The sequence below is a fragment of the Streptomyces sp. V1I1 genome, from assembly GCF_030817355.1.
Classification (GTDB): domain Bacteria; phylum Actinomycetota; class Actinomycetes; order Streptomycetales; family Streptomycetaceae; genus Streptomyces.
In genome coordinates this window covers 6,369,464-6,386,895 of record NZ_JAUSZH010000001.1, presented here as the reverse complement: position 1 = coordinate 6,386,895, position 17,432 = coordinate 6,369,464, and the positions used below count along the sequence as shown (strand labels likewise).

Genomic DNA, 17,432 nt, shown 5'->3' with positions numbered 1-17,432 from the left:
GACCTGCGACCCCCGCTCGAACGATTATTCAGATCCCTGTTCAGATCCGTTGCTCAGACCGCTTGTTCAGACTGCCTATTCAGACCGCTTGTTGACATCCTTCGGGGAGTACGCACCATGGAGACAGCCGTCATCGCGGTCATAGGCACCCTGCTGGGCTCGATCGCCACCCACTTCTTCCAGCGCCAGGCGGCCGAACGCACCGCCGCCCTCACCCGCGCCGAACAGCTGCGCCAGGAACGGATCTCCGCGTACAGCGCCTTCGCGGGCGCGCTCGTCGACTACCGGCGCGGCCAGAACGACCGCTGGCACCGGGCGAAGGAGTCGCCGGGCAGCGCGGTCGCCGAGGAGGCGCGCATCGACTCGTACCGGCTGCGCTCAGCGGCCCATCAGGCGCTGATCCGCGTCCAGTTGGTCTGTGACGACGTCCAGGCACTGGAGCTGGCCGCGTCCGCCTTCGAGGTGACGAACTGCATGCACGAGGCGCCGGACGAGACGGACCGGTCGCAGCGTTCGGAGCAGGCCCGCGAGACGCTGTCGGAGTTCATCGGGGCGGCTGCGCCGGGCGTGCGCTGAGCGTACGCTCCGGCCGGCCGGCGAGATACGCGGCGATGTCCTCGACGGCCTGCTGGAAGTACCCCTCGTAGTTGCGCCGGGTGACATAGCCGAGGTGTGGCAGGCCGAGGAAGTTCGGCGCGGTGCGCAGCGGGTCGTCGGCGGACAGCGGCTCGGTCTCGAAGACGTCGGAGCCCGCCCCGGCGATCCAGCCGTCGTGCAGGGCCTGTACGAGCGCCGCCTGGTCGACGATCGCGGCCCGCGAGGTGTTGACGAGATATGCGGTGCGCCGCATCCGCTTGAGCTCGCTCGCCCCGATCAGACCGCGGGTGCGGTCGCTGAGCTGCAGATGTACGGAGACGAAGTCACCGGCTTCGAGCAACTCCCCGAGGGAGTGCGCCCGTACGACTCCATGCTCGGCGGCCCGCTCGTCGTCGAGGTTCTGACTCCAGGCGATCACCTCCATGCCGAAGGCCTGGCCGACGCGGGCGACTTTCGCGCCAATCTTGCCGAGGCCGACGAGCGCGAGCCTGCGGCCGTGCAGATCGGCGCCGACCGTGGACTGCCAGGGGCCGTTCTGGTGGAAGGCCGAGCCCTCCCGCACCACATGGCGGGCCAGACCGAGGATGAGCGCCCAGGTCAGCTCGACGGGCGGTTCGGAGTTGCTGGCGGTGCCGCAGACGGTGACGCCGTGCCGGGCCGCTGCTTCGAGGTCGATGGAGGCATTGCGCATGCCGGAGGTGATCAGCAGCTTGAGGCGCGGCAGGCGGGCGAACAGCGATTCGGGGAAGGGGGTCCGTTCGCGCATCGCGACGAGGATCTCGCAGTCGCCGACGGCTTCGGCCACCTCGTCCTCGGACGTGAAGTGGCTTTGCACCGACCGGACTTCGACCTCGCGCGCGAGGGCCGACCAGTCCGCCATGGCGAGCGCGACGCCCTGGTAGTCGTCGAGCACGGCACAGTGCAGCAGCGTCATGGGAGCGGAGCGTACCTGGTGGGTACCCTCCGGGCATGGACCTGGTGGTGATCGAACCACTGAAGCAGCGGCACTGCGCGGAGTGCCGTAAGGGGCCTCTTCCGCTGCATCTGCTGGAGTTCAACGCGCCGGTCTGTCTGGACTGCGCCGACCTTGGCCACCTGGTGTATCTGCCGCGGGGCAGTGCGGCGCTCACCCGCCGTGCCCGCGAGGCGAGTTCGTTGTGCGCGGTGGTGGTCCGCTTCAACCGCCGCCGCAAGCGGTACGAACGCCAGGGGCTGCTCGTCGAGGAGGCGGCACTGGCCCGGGCCGAGTCGGCGTGCCTGGCGGACGCGGATGCGCGGGCCCGCCGCCGCGAGCGGGACGCGGTGCGCAGGGCGGCCGAGGACGTACGGTTCACGGCCGACCTCACCGCCGAGATCCTGCGGCTGTTCCCCGGCTGTCCGCCCGCCCGCGCCCGGGACGTCGCGGCGCACGCCTCGGTGCGCGGCAGCGGCCGGGTGGGCCGCACCGCGGCGGGCCGCTCCATGGAGGTGGGTGCGGTGACGGCCGCGGTGCGGGCGTCCGTACGGCATCTCGACACGGAGTACGACGCCCTGCTGATGGCCGGGGTCGCCCGCCACGAGGCGCGGACGCGGGTGGCGGCGGTGATCGAGGGGGTGCTGGCGTCCTGGCGCGCCCAGGCGGGGCCCCCGGGCCCATGAGCGGAGGGCTCGGACTGGGCGCGGCGCCCGGACTAGGCGCGGCGCCCGGACTCCTGCGCGGGCCGGAAGCGGCGGTAGAGCACCATGCCGCCGAGCAGCATCGCGGCACCGGCCGGCACGGTGTACGCGACGGGTCCGGCACCGGTGCGGGCGAGCGCCACGTCCGGACCGGGTGGCTGCGGCGCGGGGGTGTGCGGCGCTGCGGCCCTCGGCGGGGTGGCGGGCCGCGGCCGGACCGGCGGCTTGCCGGGGGTGTTGGACGAGGAGTTGCCGACTGCGGCGTTCCCGATACCGACGACGTTCACGGAGTTCCCGGTGACGTTGACGGGGATATCGATGGGAACCTGGACGCTGTTGCCGGACAGGACGCCGGGCGAATCCTTTCCGCCACTGTCGGCGGTGGCGCCGGAGGACCCGGTCTGCCAACCACCGCCTCCCTGGCGGGAGTTGGCGCAGGAATTTCCGGCCGCAGGGTTGAGCAGTCCGACGACATTGACCGTGTTGCCGCACACATTTACCGGGACGTTCACGGGAAGCTGCACCGTGTTGCCGGCCAGCAGTCCCGGCGAACGGGCCGCACCGCCGTCCGCGTTCGAGTCTGCGTGCGCGTAGCCCGAAATGGCGAGCGCGCCACCCGTGAGCATCACGGTGGCCAGACCCTTTCGGTGAACCTGCCTCATGGGTTCCCTGCCTTCAGAAGACGTTCACGGGCACTCACCCGCACCGGAATAACGCCATGAGACCAATAGGGTTATGGCACATAAACCTTTCACTCTATCGAGTGTGCGGATTGTCGAACTGGCCGTCGTGGCCGCACTCCGGTCCGCTAACCGTCGTAGTCCTGGATCCGGCGGCCTTTACGGCGCTCGGTCAACGCGGGCAGCTGACCGGCGAGTTCGGCGACGATCGCGGGTACGTCAAGGGTCAGCAGCCGCCGGTCCCGCATCAGGATCCGCCCGTCGACGACGGTGGTCCGTACGTCACTGGAGCGCGCGCTGTGCACAAGGGTCGCGGCGATGTCGTGCAGCGGCTGGGTGTGCGGCCCGGTGAGATCCACCAGAATCAGGTCGGCCCGCCGCCCGGGGGCGAGCGCGCCGATCTGATCACCGAGCCCAATGGCCCGCGCGCTCTGGGTGGTTGCGTGGCCGAGCGCCTGGCGGGCGGTCAGCCAGGTCGGGTCGTTCTCCACGGACTTCTGCACCAGTGCGGTGAGTGCCATGCTCTCCCACACATCGAGGGTGCCGTTCGAAGCGGCTCCGTCGGTGGCCAGACCGACGGGAATCCCCGCGGAGGCGAGCGCCCGGATCGGAGTGGTGTCCCAGGCGAACTTGAGGTACCCCTTGGGCGCACTGGCGACCGCGATCCGCCCGGCGCCCCGCCGCAGTACGGACAGGTCCTTCTCGGTGATCCCGGTGCCGTGCGCGATGAGCACATCCACATCCAGCAGCCCGGCCCGCTCGAGCACCTCGACGGGCGTACGGCCGCACCGCGCAAGGCTGTTCTCCGTCTGCGCCGCATTCTCAGCCGCGTGGATGTGCACGAGCAGCCCATGCTCACGAGCCAGCGCGGCGGTGACCTCGAGATCGCCGTCGTCGACGGTGTACGGGGCGTGCGGAGCCAGCGACGTGGTGATCCGCCCCTCGGCCGCGCCCCGCATCCGCAGCGCGAAGTCGAGGGAACGCTCGCGCCCCTCGGCGCCCTGACTGGAGAAGTAGGCCCAGCCGAGATTGGCCCGCAGCCCGCTGTCCGCCACGGCGGCGGCCACCTTGTCCATCGAGAAGTAGTGATCGGCGAACGCGGTGACCCCGCCCCGGATCATCTCGGCACAGGCCAGCTGGGCACCGAGCTCGACGACCCGGTCGGTGAGGTTGGACTCGATGGGCCAGATCCAGTCGTTGAACCACTCCTCGACGGGCATGTCCTCGGCGATTCCGCGCAGGGCGACCATCGGTGTGTGGGTATGGCAGTTGATCAGCCCGGGCATGGCGAGCTGCCCACGCCCGTCGATGCGCTCGACGGCGGGGAGTCCGGCCACGGCACGCGCGGAGGTGACGGCCTCGATGAGCCGGCCGCGTACGACGACGGCGGCGTCCTGGAGGAAGCCGATCCCTTTCTCTTCGTCGTGTACGAGGGCGATGCACCCTTCAATGATCAGATCCGCGGGCCGCTCGGCGTCCGCAGCAACCATGTGGTCCTCCTCGTGACGTTCTGGGGATTCCAGTCTGTCGGCATACCGGCTTGACGAAGTCCCCATCCGAGTGGGATCCGGCCGAAGTTGGCGTCCCGGCGCGCAGCGGCGACGGACGCTTGCCAGAGTGAACGCGCACGTGGCAGCCCGCCGTGCAGACCACCGGAGGAAGGAACCCCCACCCGTGCCCAGCTTGAAGCAGCGCACTCTGCTCTCCGTCGCCGGTGCCACCTTCGCCGTGCTGGCCGTGGGTGCGCCCGCCGCCACCGCCGCGCTGGACAGCCAGAAACCCAAGGCGTCCACCGCCCGGTCCACCGCGGCGGCGCATGGCAGTGCGTACATCGAGACGCGACTGTTCTTCGGTACGGAGCGGCCCGACGGCGGGCCCGATGTGACCGATGAGCAGTTCATGGCCTTCGTCGACCGGAATGTCACGCCGGGTTTCCCGTCCGGGCTGACGATCCAGGACGGGCGCGGGCAGTGGCGCGACTCCAACGGCACCATCGAGAAGGAGCGGTCGTACGAGCTGATCCTGCTGTATCCGGCCCAGGAGGCCGCGACCCGGAGTCCGCTCATCGAGCGGATCCGGGAGGCGTACGAGAAGGCGTACGGGCAGGACTCGGTGGCGCGGCTGGACGAGCCGACACTCGCCGACTTCTGAGAGCGCGGCTTTCCTGCGAGCGCCCCGGGGGTCAGTAGCGCACGGGCAGGGTGAGCAGACCACGGGCCCGCATCGAAGGCCGCCATCGCAGTTCGCCGTACGGGACGTCGAGCTCCAGCCGCGGAAACCGCTCCAGCAGCGCGGCGAGAGCGATCTCGGTCTCCATCCGGGCCAGGGGGGCGCCCAGGCAGTAGTGGATGCCATGGCCGAGCGCGAGGTGGCCAGTCGCGTCGCGGCCGATGTCGAGACGGTCGGGGTCGGTGAAACGGTGCGGGTCGCGGTGGGCGGCCGCGAGCGAGAGCAGGACGGTCTCGCCCGCCGGGATCGTGACGCCTCCGACGGTGATGTCCTCGGTGGGGAAGCGGCGGATGGCAAGCGGTACGGGGCCGTCGTAACGGGCCAACTCCTCGACGGTGCCGCCCAGTCGGCCAGGGTCGGCGCGCAGCGCGGCCAGTTGGTCGGGGTGGCTGAGCAGGGCCAGGGTGGCGTTGCCGATGAGGTGGACGGTGTTCTCGTATCCGGCGAACAGGATGAGGAAGGCCAGGGACATCAGCTCGTCCTCGCTCAGCCGGTCTTCCTCGTCGCGTACCGCGATCAGGGCAGAGAGCAGGTCGTCGGCCGGCTCGGCGCGCTTGCGGGCGATGAGCTGGGTGAAGAACGCCAGCATGCCACCGACCGCTTCCTTCGCCCGTGACGGCTCCGCAGGATCCGGGGCAACGAGGGCGTCGGTCCACGCCCGGAAATCGCGCCGGTCTTCAGGGGCCACGCCGAGCAGGTCGCAGATGACGTTGATCGGCAGAGGCGCGGCGTACGAGGCGATCAGGTCGGCGCGTCCGTACGGGGCGATGGCGTCCAGCAGCTGATCGGCTGTTTTCCGGATCGGCTCGCGCAGCTGCGCGACGCGACGCGGGGTGAACGCCTGGGACACCAGACGCCGGATGCGGGTGTGGTCCGGCGGGTCCATGTTGAGCAGGTTCGCGTCCAGCGCCGGCGGCAGCGCCATCCCCCGGTAGCCGCCGGGTGCCGCGTTGCGCTTGTCCAGGGAGAGCCGGGGATCGGCAAGTGCCTGGCGTACGTCGTCGTAGCGGGTGACAAGCCAGGCCGGCAGCCCGTCCGTCCCAGCGATGCGGTGTACGGGCCCGGCCTCGCGGAGCCGCGTGTACACGGCGTAGGGGTCGGCCATCAGCTCGCTCGTCGGATCTTGGAGTGCCATGGCTCCACCCTAGACAGAGGCGAGCAACACAGGCTCGGTCAGGCGAAGTTATCGCTGAGGTAGCGGGTAAGAGCGTCGCTGGTACGGGACAGCTCTGCGGCCTGCTCGGAAACGCTGTCGCGGATCTCGCGGATCTTCGCCAGCAGTGTGGGGCAGACCTCGGGCTGCCGTCCCGCCGCGCCTTCGCAGGGCAGGATGTCGCGGATCTTGTCAGTCGGCAGGCCGATGGCCAGCAGCGCACGGATGCGGAGGACCACTTCGGGCGCTTCAGGACCGTAGTCGCGATACCCATTGGCCCGGCGTTCGGACGTGAGGATGCCCTGCTGCTCGTAGTAGCGCAGCGAGCGGGTGCTGACGCCGGTCGCTCGACTCAACTCGCCGATCGTCATGCTTCTCCACTCGCAGTCGCTTACCGCTCGGACGCTTCCTTGACCTTGACACTGATGTCAAAGTTTAGCGTCGGCGCATGAGCACTCGTTCTCCCCGATTTCCTGCCCTCTCATGGTCCACCGATGACATGCCCGACCTGGCCGGACGTACCGCCGTTGTCACTGGCGCCGCAAGCGGTCTCGGACTGGCGATCACACGATCGCTTTTCGCCCACGGCGCACGAGTAGTCATGGCGGTGAGGAACACAGCCAAGGCCGAACTCGTGCGCACCGAACTGCCCCAAGGTCCGGGTGAAGCGGTGGTGATGGAACTCGACCTGCTCGACCTGGCCTCGGTGCGCCGGTTCACGGCCGCGTTGCACGACCGGTTCGCGGCGGTCGACCTGCTGATCGAGAACGCCGGGATCAGCAGCCAGTCGCTCACGTTGAGCGCCGAGGGCGTGGAGAGCCAGTTCGCGACGAACCACCTGGGCCACTTCGCGCTGACCGGCCTGCTGCTGGATCTGCTCGGCAAAGGCCATGATCCGCGGATCGTCGTCGTCGCGTCCGCGCTGTATACGAGCGCCGACTTGGACCTGGACCGTCTCGACGGTAGTGGCACCTACTCACCGGGCCGGGCCTACAACCGCTCGAAGCTCGCCAACGTACTCTTCGGCCGCGAACTCCAAAGTCGCCTGCAAGCGACTGGCTCCACGGCCAGAAGCTTCGTCGCCCACCCGGGCATGGCGAAGACACCGCTGCACACCACCTACCCCTCACCCGCGCTGCGGCTCGTGACGAAAACGGTGGCGGCGCTGATCGGACGGCCCGCAGAACAAGCTGTCGTTCCGATCCTCTACGCCGCAACTTCCCCCGACGCGGTGCCGGACAGCTTCTACGGCCCGACCGGCCCCAAGCTCCACGCGCGCGTGCAGCCCTCGGCGTTCACCGGCCCAGGCCGCGACCACGACACAGCCTGGGCCCTATGGGAGAAATCACAACAACTCACGGGTGTCCACTACCTCGACGGCTGAGCGGGCAGGACCATTCCGGAGCTGTCGACGGCTGCCTGCCGTATTCCGGCCCCGCAATGGGCAGTTCTCCCCCATGACGGATCGCCCGCTGCTCCTACTCGACGTCGACGGCCCACTCAACCCGTACGCGGCGCGTCTGCCGCGCCTGCGCGGCTACGCGACACACCGCCTGCACCCCTCGTACTGGCTCTCCAACCAGCCCTCGGGCTCCCGGCGCCACCGCCGGGGCCTGCGCATCTACCTCAACCCGGCCCACGGCCCACGGCTGACGGGCCTTCCCTTCGAACTGGCCTGGGCCACCACCTGGATGCACGAGGCCAACACCATGATCGCCCCGGGCGTCGGCCTGCCCGCCGACCTGCCGGTGATCGAGTGGCCGGAACTCTTCGCGAAGGACCCGGACGGGCTGTACTGGAAGACCCGGCCGCTGCTGGAGTGGGCGGCGGGGCGCCCGTTCGCCTGGGTGGACGACATGATCACGGACCTGGACACGGCGCACGTCGCGGCGCACCACGACGCGCCGGCGCTGCTCTTGCGGATCCATCCGCGGCGGGGGCTGCGGGAGGCGGACTTCGCCACGCTGGTCAGTTGGGCGGAGGACTTGTCACCCGCCGGGCCCCAGTGACGCTGGGGCCCAGGGCGATCGAACACCAGACGGTCTTCAAGACGGCGTCGCTGTCGTCGACGCCCCAGTCGGCAGCGAGGGCGTCGACGAGAAGCAGGCCGCGACCGCCCTCGGAGTCGAGAGGTGCGGACCCAAGGTCAGCCGGGGCGGGCAGCCCGCGGTCGCGGCGGGCATCGCTGACCTCCATACGGAGCGTGCCAGGAGGAATAACGGTGAGCCCCACCCGGAAATCCCGGCCGGGGACACGACCGTGCGTGATGGCATTCGCGGCGAGTTCAGCCACAAGGAGGGCAGCCGTACGGGAGGAGTCGGAGTCGTACGGCCAGCCCCAGGCGTCGAGTTGCTGAGTGGCGAGTCGTCGGGCGAGGCGGGCGCCACGGCGAGTCGCGCTCAGCCGGACCGTGAAGCGGTGGGTGGAAACGGGGAGTTCGGTACTGACGGTTTCGTGATTCACATCACTCAGCGTGTCCGTGCGTGCGTAATCTGAACAGGAGCGTTGTCGGTACGCAGCGTGATTGTCCAAGCTCGGAGGCGTGCTGTCCGGGTTGTCGGGCGTGACGCAGTGCGCAGGGCGACGTTGGGCAGGGGCGCGGCGAAGGTGGGACGACATGGCGGATACGACAGGGCCGATGAACGACGAGGCGGAACAGCAGCCGGACTGGGACGAGGGGACGGCGGAACTCCTCAAGACCGTCGGCAAACAGGTCAGGCTGTGGCGGGAACGGATCCACTTGACCCAGGCCGAGCTCGGCAGGGCGATCGGCTACACCGAGCACCAGGTCTCAGCGGTCGAGCGGGGACGGCGCATCCCGAAACCGGAGTTCCTGGACAGGGCGGACGAGGCGCTGGGGGCGGGCGGAATCCTGGCTGCGTTCAAGGAGGACGTGGAACGGGCCCGGTATCCCAGGAAGGTGCGGGATCTCGCCAAGTTGGAGGCGGATGCGGTCGAGTTGGGCGCGTACGCGAGCGCCGTTATTCACGGGCTCCTTCAGACCGAGAAGTATGCCCAGGCGCTGTACCGCATGCACCGGCCGATGCTGGACGAGGATGCCATCGAGCGGAATGTGGCCGCGCGTATGGCCCGGCGGGAGATCTTCGAGCGGCGGCCGGCGCCGTTCTTGAGTTTTGTCCAGGAAGAGGTGACGCTGCGCCGCCCGGTCGGTGGCAGGATGGTGATGCGCGGGCAGCTCGAACGGATGCTGGAGATCGGCCAGTTGCGGAACGTGGAGATTCAGGTGATGCCGACGGACCGCGAGGACCATGCGGGTCTCCCGGGATCGTTCCTGCTGCTGGATCCCAAGAACGGGCAGAAGGCAGCGCATTCGGAGGCCGCGTTCTCCAGTCACGTGACGGCTGAGCGGAATAAGGTCCGCGTCCTTGAAGCACGCTATGGGATCATCCGGGCGCAGGCTTTGACTCCACGGGAGTCACTGGCATTCATCGAGAAAGTGCTGGGAGAGACATGACCATCAAGCCCTCTGCCGACCGTGCCGCCGGACTGAAGTGGTTCAAGAGCAGCTACAGCACAAGCGAAGGCCCCGAGTGCATAGAGGTCGCCTCCGCCCCCGGCACCGTCCACGTCCGGGACTCCAAGGACAAGGCAGGCGCGCAACTCGCCTTCACAGACGGCTCCTGGGCGGCGTTCGTCCCGTTCGCGGCCTCCCGCTAGCGCCCAACGGCCCCGGCTCAGCCGCGCTGGCTGCCGAAGTGGATGTTCCCGATCGTGCCCGACTGGATCACCGGACCGTGCTGTGTGCCGCCGCTGATCGTGTTGTGGACGTCGAGCCGCTGCGGGGCGGTCTCCCCCGGCGACAACTCGTCGAGCAGCGTGCGCAGTTCCGCCGCGGACTCCGGGTCCGCTCGGAGGGTGCGGCGCATGCGGGAGCGCCATTCGGCCTGGATGTCGGCGGCCGCCTCCTCGTCCCTGTACTGCTGGGCGTCGACCAGTTCGGCGCGGGCGGTGTCCAGGTCGGCGGCGACGCTCTCGGGGGTGGGTGGAGCCGCGGGAGAAGAAGCTCACTGCGTGCTCCCGCACCGAAGTCCAGGTGTCCGTGACCATCTGCTGGACGAGCGCGGTCGCTCCCGCCGTCGCCAGTGCCACCAACTCGGCTTCCACGAGGCCCCCTTCGGCCGACTGCAGGTTCTGGGCAGAAAGCCTGGTCGGTCACCTGCCCAGCAGTGCGGTGAGAGCGCCCACCGGGTCGGCGTCGGGGGTGCCGCGGGGCCACCAGTCCTCGCGGTCCGGGTCCGATTCATAGCCGTACCAGAGGCCGTCGCGGCCGAAGCGGAGTTGGAGGGAGCGGGTGGAGAGGTGGTTGCGCCAGGGGCGGAAGTGGGGGAAGTCGGCAGCGATCAGGGCCGGGCGGGCGCGGTCGAAGGGGCCCGCGGGCGGGTCCCAGGGCTCTTCGAGTACGGCTAGGGCCTCGCGGCCGCCCTGCCGCCAGGCGGCCACCGCGCGGGCCAGGTCGGTGGGGGTGTGGTCGGTGGCGGAGGCGAGGTCGCGGTAGAGCGCGCGGGTGGAGGCGGTCAGGCCCGAGCCGGGGTGGGCAGCGGCAAGCCGGACCGCGTCCTGCCATTGGGTCAGCTCCGCGGTGGGGTCGGCGCCGGTGGTGAGAAGGGTGTGGGCGCGGGCGGCCGCCTCGGTGGCGAGGAGGTCCAGGGCGAGGGGGTCGGGCGCGCCGGGCGTGTGGGGGTAGGCCGGGGGGCGGCCCGGGTGGCTGGGCACGGGGAACGGGGGCGGGAGAGCCGGGAGCGAGCGCGGGGCGAGCGCCTCGCGGGCAAGGACCGTCGGCACGGGCGCGGCGGTCGCGGCGCTCGTTCGCTCGGCAGCCGACCGGGTCGCGTTGCGATGGGAGAGGTCGGCGAGGATTTCGCGTTCACCACGACCGCGCATCAGGAACAGTACGAAGGGGTCCTGGTCGAGCAGCCTGGCCGTCTGGTAGCAGAGCGCGGCCGCGTGCTTGCAGGGGTAACCGTCGTCCGGGCAGGAGCAGTCGGGGATCAGGTCGCCGGGCGTGGGAAGGAGGTCCGCCACGGCTGCCAGCGCATGCGGTACGTCCTTGTCGAGCAGCGCCGCGATGTGGTCGGGGCGGGCCGCCGCCACGGCCAGGAACTCGTCCCAGTCGTCGTCGGTGAGCGTACGCAGGCGGATCTCCGTGCGGTACGGGCGCGGTCTGGTGCCGTGGACGTACGCCATGACCCGGCCCGGCATGACCGTGATCGCGTCGACATGGCCGCGGCTCGCGTACGCACGCCCCCGGGTCAGCCGCGCCCGGTCCAGCGCGGTGTCCTCCAGCGCCTCCACCCAGGCGTTGCCCCACCAGCTGGACGCGAACTCCTCGCCCGTGAGCGGCTCCAGGGCCGGGAACGTCCGCCGGCGGTCGTCGTAACGGGAAGGCGTGCGAGGCGTCATGACGGCCTCCGCAGCGAGACGAGGTCTGCCAGCTCACGGTCGGTCAGCTCGGTCAGGGCCGCCTCGCCGGAGCCGAGGACCGCATCGGCCAGCGCCCGCTTGGATGCGAGCATGTCGGCGATCCGGTCCTCCACCGTGCCCTCCGCGATCAGCCGGTGGACCTGCACCGGCTGTGTCTGGCCGATGCGGTACGCGCGGTCCGTCGCCTGCTCCTCCACCGCCGGATTCCACCAGCGGTCGAAGTGCACGACATGGCCCGCCCGGGTCAGATTCAGGCCGGTGCCGGCCGCCTTGAGGGAGAGCACGAAGACCGGGATCTCACCGGACTGGAAGCGGTCCACCATGCGCTCGCGCTCCGCCACCGGCGTTCCCCCGTGGAGGAGTTGGGACCCGATCCCCCGGGACGTGAGGTGCGCGGAGAGCAGGCGGGCCATAGAGACGTACTGGGTGAAGATCAGGACCGAGCCGTCCTCGGACAGGATCGTCTCGAGGAGTTCGTCGAGGAGTGCGAGCTTGCCGGAGCGGCCGGCCAGCCGCGCGGTGCCGTCCCCCGCACTGTGCTCCTTCAGGCTGTGCTCTTTCAAATACTGCGCCGGGTGGTTGCAGATCTGCTTGAGGCCGGTCAGCAGCTTCATCACAAGCCCGCGCCGCGCGATACCCTCCGCGCTCTCGATCGCCGCCATCGTCTCCCGTACGACCGCCTCGTACAGCGACGCCTGCTCCCGGGTGAGCGCCACGGGATGGTCGGACTCCGTCTTCGGCGGCAGCTCGGGCACGATGCCCGGATCGGACTTCTTGCGGCGCAGCAGGAAGGGTCGGACCAGCCGGGACAGCCGCTCGACGGCGTCGTCGTCCTCGCCGTTCTCCACGAGGCGTGCGTGGCGGGAGCGGAAGGCCTTCAGGGGGCCGAGCAGTCCTGGGGTCGTCCAGTCCAGCAGCGCCCACAGCTCGGAGAGGTTGTTCTCGACGGGCGTGCCGGTCAGCGCGACCCTGGCCGGGGTGGGGATGGTGCGCAGGGCTTTGGCGGTCGCCGAGAACGGGTTCTTGACGTGCTGCGCCTCGTCGGCGACGACCATCCCCCAGGTGTGCGCGGCCAGCCGGTCCGCGCTGGTGCGCATCGTGCCGTACGTGGTGAGGACGAAGCCGCCGTCGAGCTCGGGCAGGGTGCGGTCGGCGCCGTGGAAGCGGCGCACCGGCACGCCGGGGGCGAAGCGGGTGATCTCCCGCTGCCAGTTGCCGAGCAGGGAGGCGGGGCAGACGACCAGCGTCGGGGCGGTGCGGTCGCGGTGGAGGTGGAGGGCGATCACCGTGACCGTCTTGCCCAGGCCCATGTCGTCCGCGAGGCAGCCGCCGAGCCCGAGCGAGGTCATCAGGTCGAGCCAGGCGAGGCCCCGCAGCTGGTAGTCGCGCAGCGTGGCGGCGAGGGCAGGCGGGGGTGCGACCGGGGTGGAGGCCGCGGTGAGCCGGTCGCGAAGGGTGGCCAGCGCGCCCGTCGGCACCGCCTCCACCGTCTCGCCTTCCACGTCTGCCGTGCCGGTCAGCGCCACCGCGAGCGCGTCGACCGGCTGTAGCAGCCCCAACTCCCGCTTGCGCGCCTTGCGTACGAGATCGGGGTCGACCACCACCCACTGGTCCCGCAGCCGCACGATCGGGCGGTGCGACTCGGCCAGCCTGTCCATCTCGCGCTCGGTCAGTGGATCCCCGTCGAGCGCCAACTGCCAGTTGAACTTGAGCAGTTCCTCGCTGTCGAAGAAGGGTGTGCCGTCCGTCGCCGAGCCGGGCGCGGGCCGTACGACCGCGGCGGCCGAGAGCGTACGAGCCAGTTCCTTCGGCCAGTGCACGGCCACCCCGGCCGCCGCCAGCCGTGCCGCCCCCGGTCCCAGCAGCTCGTACAGCTCGTCCTCGGTGAGCGGCAGCACATCGGGCACGTTCCGCTCGAGGAGGCCGGCGAGCGGCGGCCAGACCCGGGCAGCGCGGCGCAGCGCCAGCACCGCGTCGATCCGGGCGCGCGGCCCGAAGTGCTCGTCCCCGTCGCCCGCCCACAGCCGGGCCGCGTCGATGACGAGCGTCGGATCGGCGAGGCTGTGCACCTGGACGAGGGCCGCCCCGGCGTTGCGCTCCGCCCCGTCTTCCTCCTCCCCGATGTCGAAGAGCTCGAACGCGGACAGGTCGAGGCGCAGCGAGATCCGCACCCCCGCGTCCATGCCCGCCGCGGCCTCCGCCGCCCACTCCCGCGCGCCGGGCAGATGCTGGGCGGAGGCAGCCGCGAACGGCGCCCCCGCGGCGTAAGCGGCGGCCGGCGTACGCGGCAGGGTGTCGGCCACCGCGTCGAAGAACGACCTCACCAGCGCCTCGGGGTCGGGCAACTGCAACGGCCGCAGATCGGGGACGGGGACGGGGACGGCATGCGCCTCGTACGGCATGGCGGCGGCGATGGCCCGCAGCTGGGCGATGTCGGCCGCGTCCAGGGGCCCCGCGCGCCACGCGTCATGATCGGCCGCGGTCAGTCCGGGCAGCAGTCTGCCGCGCGCCACCAGATGGACGGCGTGCAGTGCGGCCGCGCCCCAGCAGGCCGCGGCCGCGTGCGCGGCTGGGTGGTGGCGGGCGCGGGTCAGCAGCGGTACGGCCTCGGCGACCGGCAGCAGCAGGGCGGGAACGGTGCGGCTGCGGACGCCTGTGTCGGTGCCTGTGTCGGTGCCTGTGTCGTCGCGGCCTACGACGGTGAGTTCGCCGGTCGCGCCCCGGAGCCGGTCGCCGTCCGGATCCCAGAAGGCGACCCGGCCCTCGCGGGGCAGCGGTGCCGGAATGAAGACCGCGGCACAGGTGTGCAGCGTCTCCCGCAGGCGCAGCATGTCGGACGTCACAGGGTCGCCTCCCACCCACAGGTCGTATGCGGATGTACCGAAGTACTGGATCTACGACCTTACGGGTGGGGTCTGACAATGGGCACCGACAACCGCCCGAGCGCCCCGCGACCTGCGACCCGCGACCCGCGACCCGCGACCCGCGACGACGGTGCTGCGACCGGTCAGGCCGCAGGCGGCACCGATGGCGGCGCGAGCGGCGGGACGGCCTGCGGCGGTGGCGGTGGCTGCGCGGGTGCCTGTGCGGGCTGTGACTGCGGTGACTGCGACTCCACTTGCGGCGGCTGGGACTCGGCCTGCGCATCCACGGCCTGTGAACCGGCGTGCGACTCCACCGCCTGCGGCTGTCCTGGCGGCTGAGCCGCCCGTTCCAGGAACCGCAGCAGCTCCACCGGGAATGGCAGCACCAGGGTGGAGTTCTTCTCCGCGGCGACGGCTACCACGGTCTGGAGCAGCCGCAGCTGAAGCGCCGCGGGCTGTTCCGCCATCACGCCGGCCGCCTCGGCCAGCTTCTTGGACGCCTGGAGCTCGGCGTCCGCGTTGATGACGCGGGCCCGCCGCTCTCGGTCCGCCTCCGCCTGCCGCGCCATCGACCGCTTCATCGTCTCCGGCAGTGAGACGTCCTTGATCTCCACCCGGTCGATCTGCACGCCCCAGCCGATGGCCGGACTGTCGATCATCAACTCCAGCCCCTGATTGAGCTTTTCGCGGTTCGACAGCAGATCGTCCAGATCGCTCTTGCCGATGATCGACCGCAACGACGTCTGCGCCATCTGCGAGACCGCGAACCGGTAATCCTCCACCCGGATCACGGCATCGGCGGCGTCGACGACCTTGAAATAGATCACCGCGTCGACCCGCACCGTCACGTTGTCCCGCGTGATGCCGTCCTGCGCGGGCACCGGCATGGTCACGATCTGCAGATTGACCTTACGGAGCCGGTCCACGATGGGCACGATCATGGTGAAACCCGGGCCGCGCACGTCACTGCGCAACCGGCCGAGGCGCAGGACCACACCTCGCTCGTACTGCTTGATCACCTTGGCGGCCGCCATGACATACGCCAGACAGCCGGACGCCGCCACCACGCCCGCAGTCACCAGCTCCTCGACCATCAGGGCACCCCCTACCGTCCGAGCCGGATGTCAAATACCAGGGTATGCCCGATATACCCCCTCGGGCGAGCCTCAAGCGCCAGCGGATCCGTGCCCTGCCACGGCGGAACGGAGGGAGGCCGCACCCGTCGCGGGTGCGGCCTTTCCCGAGCCCGCCGAGCGGACCGAGCGGACGGTGCCCGCCGAGCGGACCCCCTGCGGCTAGAGGCGCTTGCGTACGAGAGCGACGAGCTCCGCCGTGTGATTGCGCCGCACCCAGGCGATCCCGCCGAAGACGACGAAGAGGATCACCGGCGTGATCGCGTACTGGCCGTCGAACACCGTCACCTGAGTGATGAAAGCGCCGATCATCAGGCCCATGAAGGCGAGCGCCGAAAGCCCGGAGAGGATCGGGATCACCAGCGCGATCGCGCCGGCCAGCTCCAGACCGCCGGTGAGATACATGAACCAGTCACCGAAGCCGATCTTGTCGAAGGACTCCGCCGCGGAGGAGTGGCCGATGAGCTTGGGCGCGGCGCTCGCGATGCCCATGAACACCGCGAGCAAGATCTGGAGCGTGCGCACGGCGAGGTGCGAGCGGCGGCCCAGGGTCGTCCCGGTGGTGGCGGTCGTGGTGACGGCGGTGGCGGTCGTTGCGGACATCGTGGTCTCCTCCGTAAGCGTTCCGTAGTGCTTTCGCAGAGGTAGACCGGGAGGCGGCCCGGGACTCATCGCTCCCCCCGGGCCCCGACTTCAAAAACTTCGACTTCGCTTGTCCGGCACGGTGTTCAGAGCTCGAACCAGCCGTGGCCGGAGTACCAGTGGCGGCCCGCCCGCAGATGGTCGCCGATCGCGCGCTCCAGCGTCGTGCGGCGCGGCAGCGCGTCGAGCGGCAGTTCCGGATCGCCGAACACAAAGCCGACCGGAACGTCGTCCTCCGCCTCCTTCTTCTCGTACGCGGAACGGAAGCGGTGCTGGAAGCGGACGATGTTGGATTCCTTCGGCAGATACTCGGCGAGCTGCGGGTCGAGCAGCCATGAGTGGCAGGTGGCGACCCGGTACGTCTCCTCGGGGAAGTGGCGCGCGAAAAACTCCCTGGCCCGGGCGAGGGACCGGTCGCACGCCGCGGGCGTGATCGGCCCGAGGAAGTCGGGGATGTGCACATTCAGCGCGAAGTCCCCCGGCCCCAGCGGCAGTCCGGCCGCCCTCACGGCCTCGCCGCTCCGCCCGCCGAGCCGGGACCGCTGGAACTGCAACCGCCCCAACTGGTAGATCTCGCCCCGGAAGTGCAGCCCCAGCCAGCCCGGTATCAACAGTCCGCCGGTGCCCCGGCGCCTGCGGTGAAGGACCATATGGCGGCCGAGGTCGGCCAGCGTGTAACGGGAGACGTCGTCCGGCACGGAACGCTCCCGGTGGTACGCCCGTACGTACGGGAGGGCCGCGACAAAGACGTACACCGGGAAGCAGCGGGCAGGCGCGCCCGAGTCATCGGGCATCCGCGGCAGTTCCCCGCCTCCGCCGATCCTGCCCATGTCCTCGAGCATCTCCTGGACGCCCGTCTCCAGCAGCCGGCGCAGCCCGGGGTCCGCCGTCATCCCGCCCCGCAGCGCGAGGAGTTCATTGATGTCCTCGTGCGGCACCGCCAGATCCAGCAGCGCCTCGGCCAGCTCGTCCGCCTCCGGCAGCTCCACCAACGCGGTTGTCACCAGCGACTCCTCCCCCTCACCGTCCCGAATAT

Annotated in this window: 19 protein-coding genes; 7 read left to right on the top strand and 12 right to left on the bottom strand. The window is 70.4% G+C overall.

Annotated features, from left to right (window positions below; genetic code table 11):
* Positions 1 to 117 precede the first annotated feature (117 nt).
* A complete protein-coding gene (locus QFZ67_RS29885; RefSeq protein ID WP_307664161.1) occupies positions 118 to 576 on the top strand; it encodes a hypothetical protein in 459 nt (152 codons plus the stop codon).
* On the opposite strand, the gene QFZ67_RS29880 is transcribed toward QFZ67_RS29885, so the two are convergent.
* On the bottom strand, positions 545 to 1,531 hold the full coding sequence (locus tag QFZ67_RS29880; protein ID WP_307664160.1) for a D-2-hydroxyacid dehydrogenase family protein: 987 nt from the start codon (positions 1,529 to 1,531) through the stop codon (positions 545 to 547). The genes QFZ67_RS29885 and QFZ67_RS29880 overlap by 32 nt on opposite strands.
* A 35-nt stretch (positions 1,532 to 1,566) precedes the next feature.
* On the opposite strand from QFZ67_RS29880, the gene QFZ67_RS29875 reads away from it, so the two are divergent.
* A complete protein-coding gene (locus QFZ67_RS29875; protein ID WP_307664159.1) occupies positions 1,567 to 2,235 on the top strand; it encodes a DUF2293 domain-containing protein in 669 nt (222 codons plus the stop codon).
* Between the two features lie 32 nt (positions 2,236 to 2,267).
* Here QFZ67_RS29875 and QFZ67_RS29870 read toward each other — a convergent pair whose 3' ends face one another.
* Complete coding sequence (locus tag QFZ67_RS29870; protein ID WP_307664158.1) at positions 2,268 to 2,915, bottom strand: chaplin; 648 nt, start codon at positions 2,913 to 2,915, stop codon at positions 2,268 to 2,270.
* A gap of 146 nt (positions 2,916 to 3,061) precedes the next feature.
* Entirely contained in the window at positions 3,062 to 4,423 is a 1,362-nt protein-coding gene (locus QFZ67_RS29865; protein ID WP_307664157.1) for an amidohydrolase, read from the bottom strand.
* A 184-nt stretch (positions 4,424 to 4,607) separates the two neighbouring features.
* Between QFZ67_RS29865 and QFZ67_RS29860 the strand changes: the two genes are divergently transcribed.
* On the top strand, positions 4,608 to 5,084 hold the full coding sequence (locus tag QFZ67_RS29860; RefSeq protein WP_307664156.1) for a DUF3574 domain-containing protein: 477 nt from the start codon (positions 4,608 to 4,610) through the stop codon (positions 5,082 to 5,084).
* 31 nt (positions 5,085 to 5,115) lie between these two features.
* Here QFZ67_RS29860 and QFZ67_RS29855 read toward each other — a convergent pair whose 3' ends face one another.
* Positions 5,116 to 6,297, bottom strand: a complete 1,182-nt coding sequence (locus QFZ67_RS29855) for a cytochrome P450 (protein WP_307664155.1) — start codon at positions 6,295 to 6,297, stop codon at positions 5,116 to 5,118.
* Positions 6,298 to 6,335: 38 nt separating this feature from the next.
* The gene (locus QFZ67_RS29850; RefSeq protein WP_307664154.1) at positions 6,336 to 6,686 is read right to left on the bottom strand and encodes a MerR family transcriptional regulator; all 351 of its coding nucleotides are present in this window, start codon (positions 6,684 to 6,686) and stop codon (positions 6,336 to 6,338) included.
* 128 nt (positions 6,687 to 6,814) lie between these two features.
* On the opposite strand from QFZ67_RS29850, the gene QFZ67_RS29845 reads away from it, so the two are divergent.
* Both QFZ67_RS29845 and QFZ67_RS29840 read left to right on the top strand, forming a co-directional pair.
* Positions 6,815 to 7,699, top strand: coding sequence for an SDR family NAD(P)-dependent oxidoreductase (locus QFZ67_RS29845; protein ID WP_307664153.1), 885 nt, complete (start codon positions 6,815 to 6,817; stop codon positions 7,697 to 7,699).
* A 73-nt stretch (positions 7,700 to 7,772) separates the two neighbouring features.
* Positions 7,773 to 8,324, top strand: coding sequence for a hypothetical protein (locus QFZ67_RS29840; RefSeq protein ID WP_307664152.1), 552 nt, complete (start codon positions 7,773 to 7,775; stop codon positions 8,322 to 8,324).
* Here QFZ67_RS29840 and QFZ67_RS29835 read toward each other — a convergent pair.
* Positions 8,284 to 8,778: an ATP-binding protein gene (locus QFZ67_RS29835; RefSeq protein WP_307664151.1), complete on the bottom strand. Its 495-nt coding sequence runs from the start codon at positions 8,776 to 8,778 to the stop codon at positions 8,284 to 8,286. The genes QFZ67_RS29840 and QFZ67_RS29835 overlap by 41 nt on opposite strands.
* 154 nt (positions 8,779 to 8,932) lie before the next feature.
* Here QFZ67_RS29835 and QFZ67_RS29830 point away from each other — a divergent pair, with 154 nt between their 5' ends.
* Together QFZ67_RS29830 and QFZ67_RS29825 are read left to right on the top strand one after the other, a co-directional pair.
* Positions 8,933 to 9,790: a helix-turn-helix transcriptional regulator gene (locus QFZ67_RS29830; protein WP_307664150.1), complete on the top strand. Its 858-nt coding sequence runs from the start codon at positions 8,933 to 8,935 to the stop codon at positions 9,788 to 9,790.
* Positions 9,787 to 9,993: a DUF397 domain-containing protein gene (locus QFZ67_RS29825; protein ID WP_307664149.1), complete on the top strand. Its 207-nt coding sequence runs from the start codon at positions 9,787 to 9,789 to the stop codon at positions 9,991 to 9,993. The genes QFZ67_RS29830 and QFZ67_RS29825 overlap by 4 nt, the downstream gene beginning before the upstream one ends.
* 17 nt (positions 9,994 to 10,010) lie before the next feature.
* Here the strand turns inward: QFZ67_RS29825 and QFZ67_RS29820 are convergent, their stop codons facing one another.
* From QFZ67_RS29820 to QFZ67_RS29795, 6 genes are all read right to left on the bottom strand, one after another.
* Positions 10,011 to 10,202 carry a hypothetical protein gene (locus QFZ67_RS29820; protein WP_307664148.1) on the bottom strand — a complete coding sequence of 64 codons (192 nt, stop codon included), beginning with the start codon at positions 10,200 to 10,202 and terminating at the stop codon, positions 10,011 to 10,013.
* A 286-nt stretch (positions 10,203 to 10,488) separates the two neighbouring features.
* A complete protein-coding gene (locus QFZ67_RS29815) occupies positions 10,489 to 11,736 on the bottom strand; it encodes an SWIM zinc finger family protein (protein WP_307664147.1) in 1,248 nt (415 codons plus the stop codon).
* A complete protein-coding gene (locus tag QFZ67_RS29810; protein WP_307666015.1) occupies positions 11,733 to 14,588 on the bottom strand; it encodes a DEAD/DEAH box helicase in 2,856 nt (951 codons plus the stop codon). Before QFZ67_RS29810 ends, QFZ67_RS29815 begins: the two co-directional genes overlap by 4 nt.
* A 176-nt stretch (positions 14,589 to 14,764) precedes the next feature.
* Entirely contained in the window at positions 14,765 to 15,715 is a 951-nt protein-coding gene (locus tag QFZ67_RS29805) for a slipin family protein (protein ID WP_307664146.1), read from the bottom strand.
* 201 nt (positions 15,716 to 15,916) lie between these two features.
* Complete coding sequence (locus QFZ67_RS29800; protein ID WP_307664145.1) at positions 15,917 to 16,357, bottom strand: DoxX family protein; 441 nt, start codon at positions 16,355 to 16,357, stop codon at positions 15,917 to 15,919.
* Between the two features lie 125 nt (positions 16,358 to 16,482).
* Positions 16,483 to 17,400, bottom strand: coding sequence for an acyltransferase domain-containing protein (locus tag QFZ67_RS29795; RefSeq protein WP_307664144.1), 918 nt, complete (start codon positions 17,398 to 17,400; stop codon positions 16,483 to 16,485).
* Between the last annotated feature and the right edge of the window lie 32 nt (positions 17,401 to 17,432).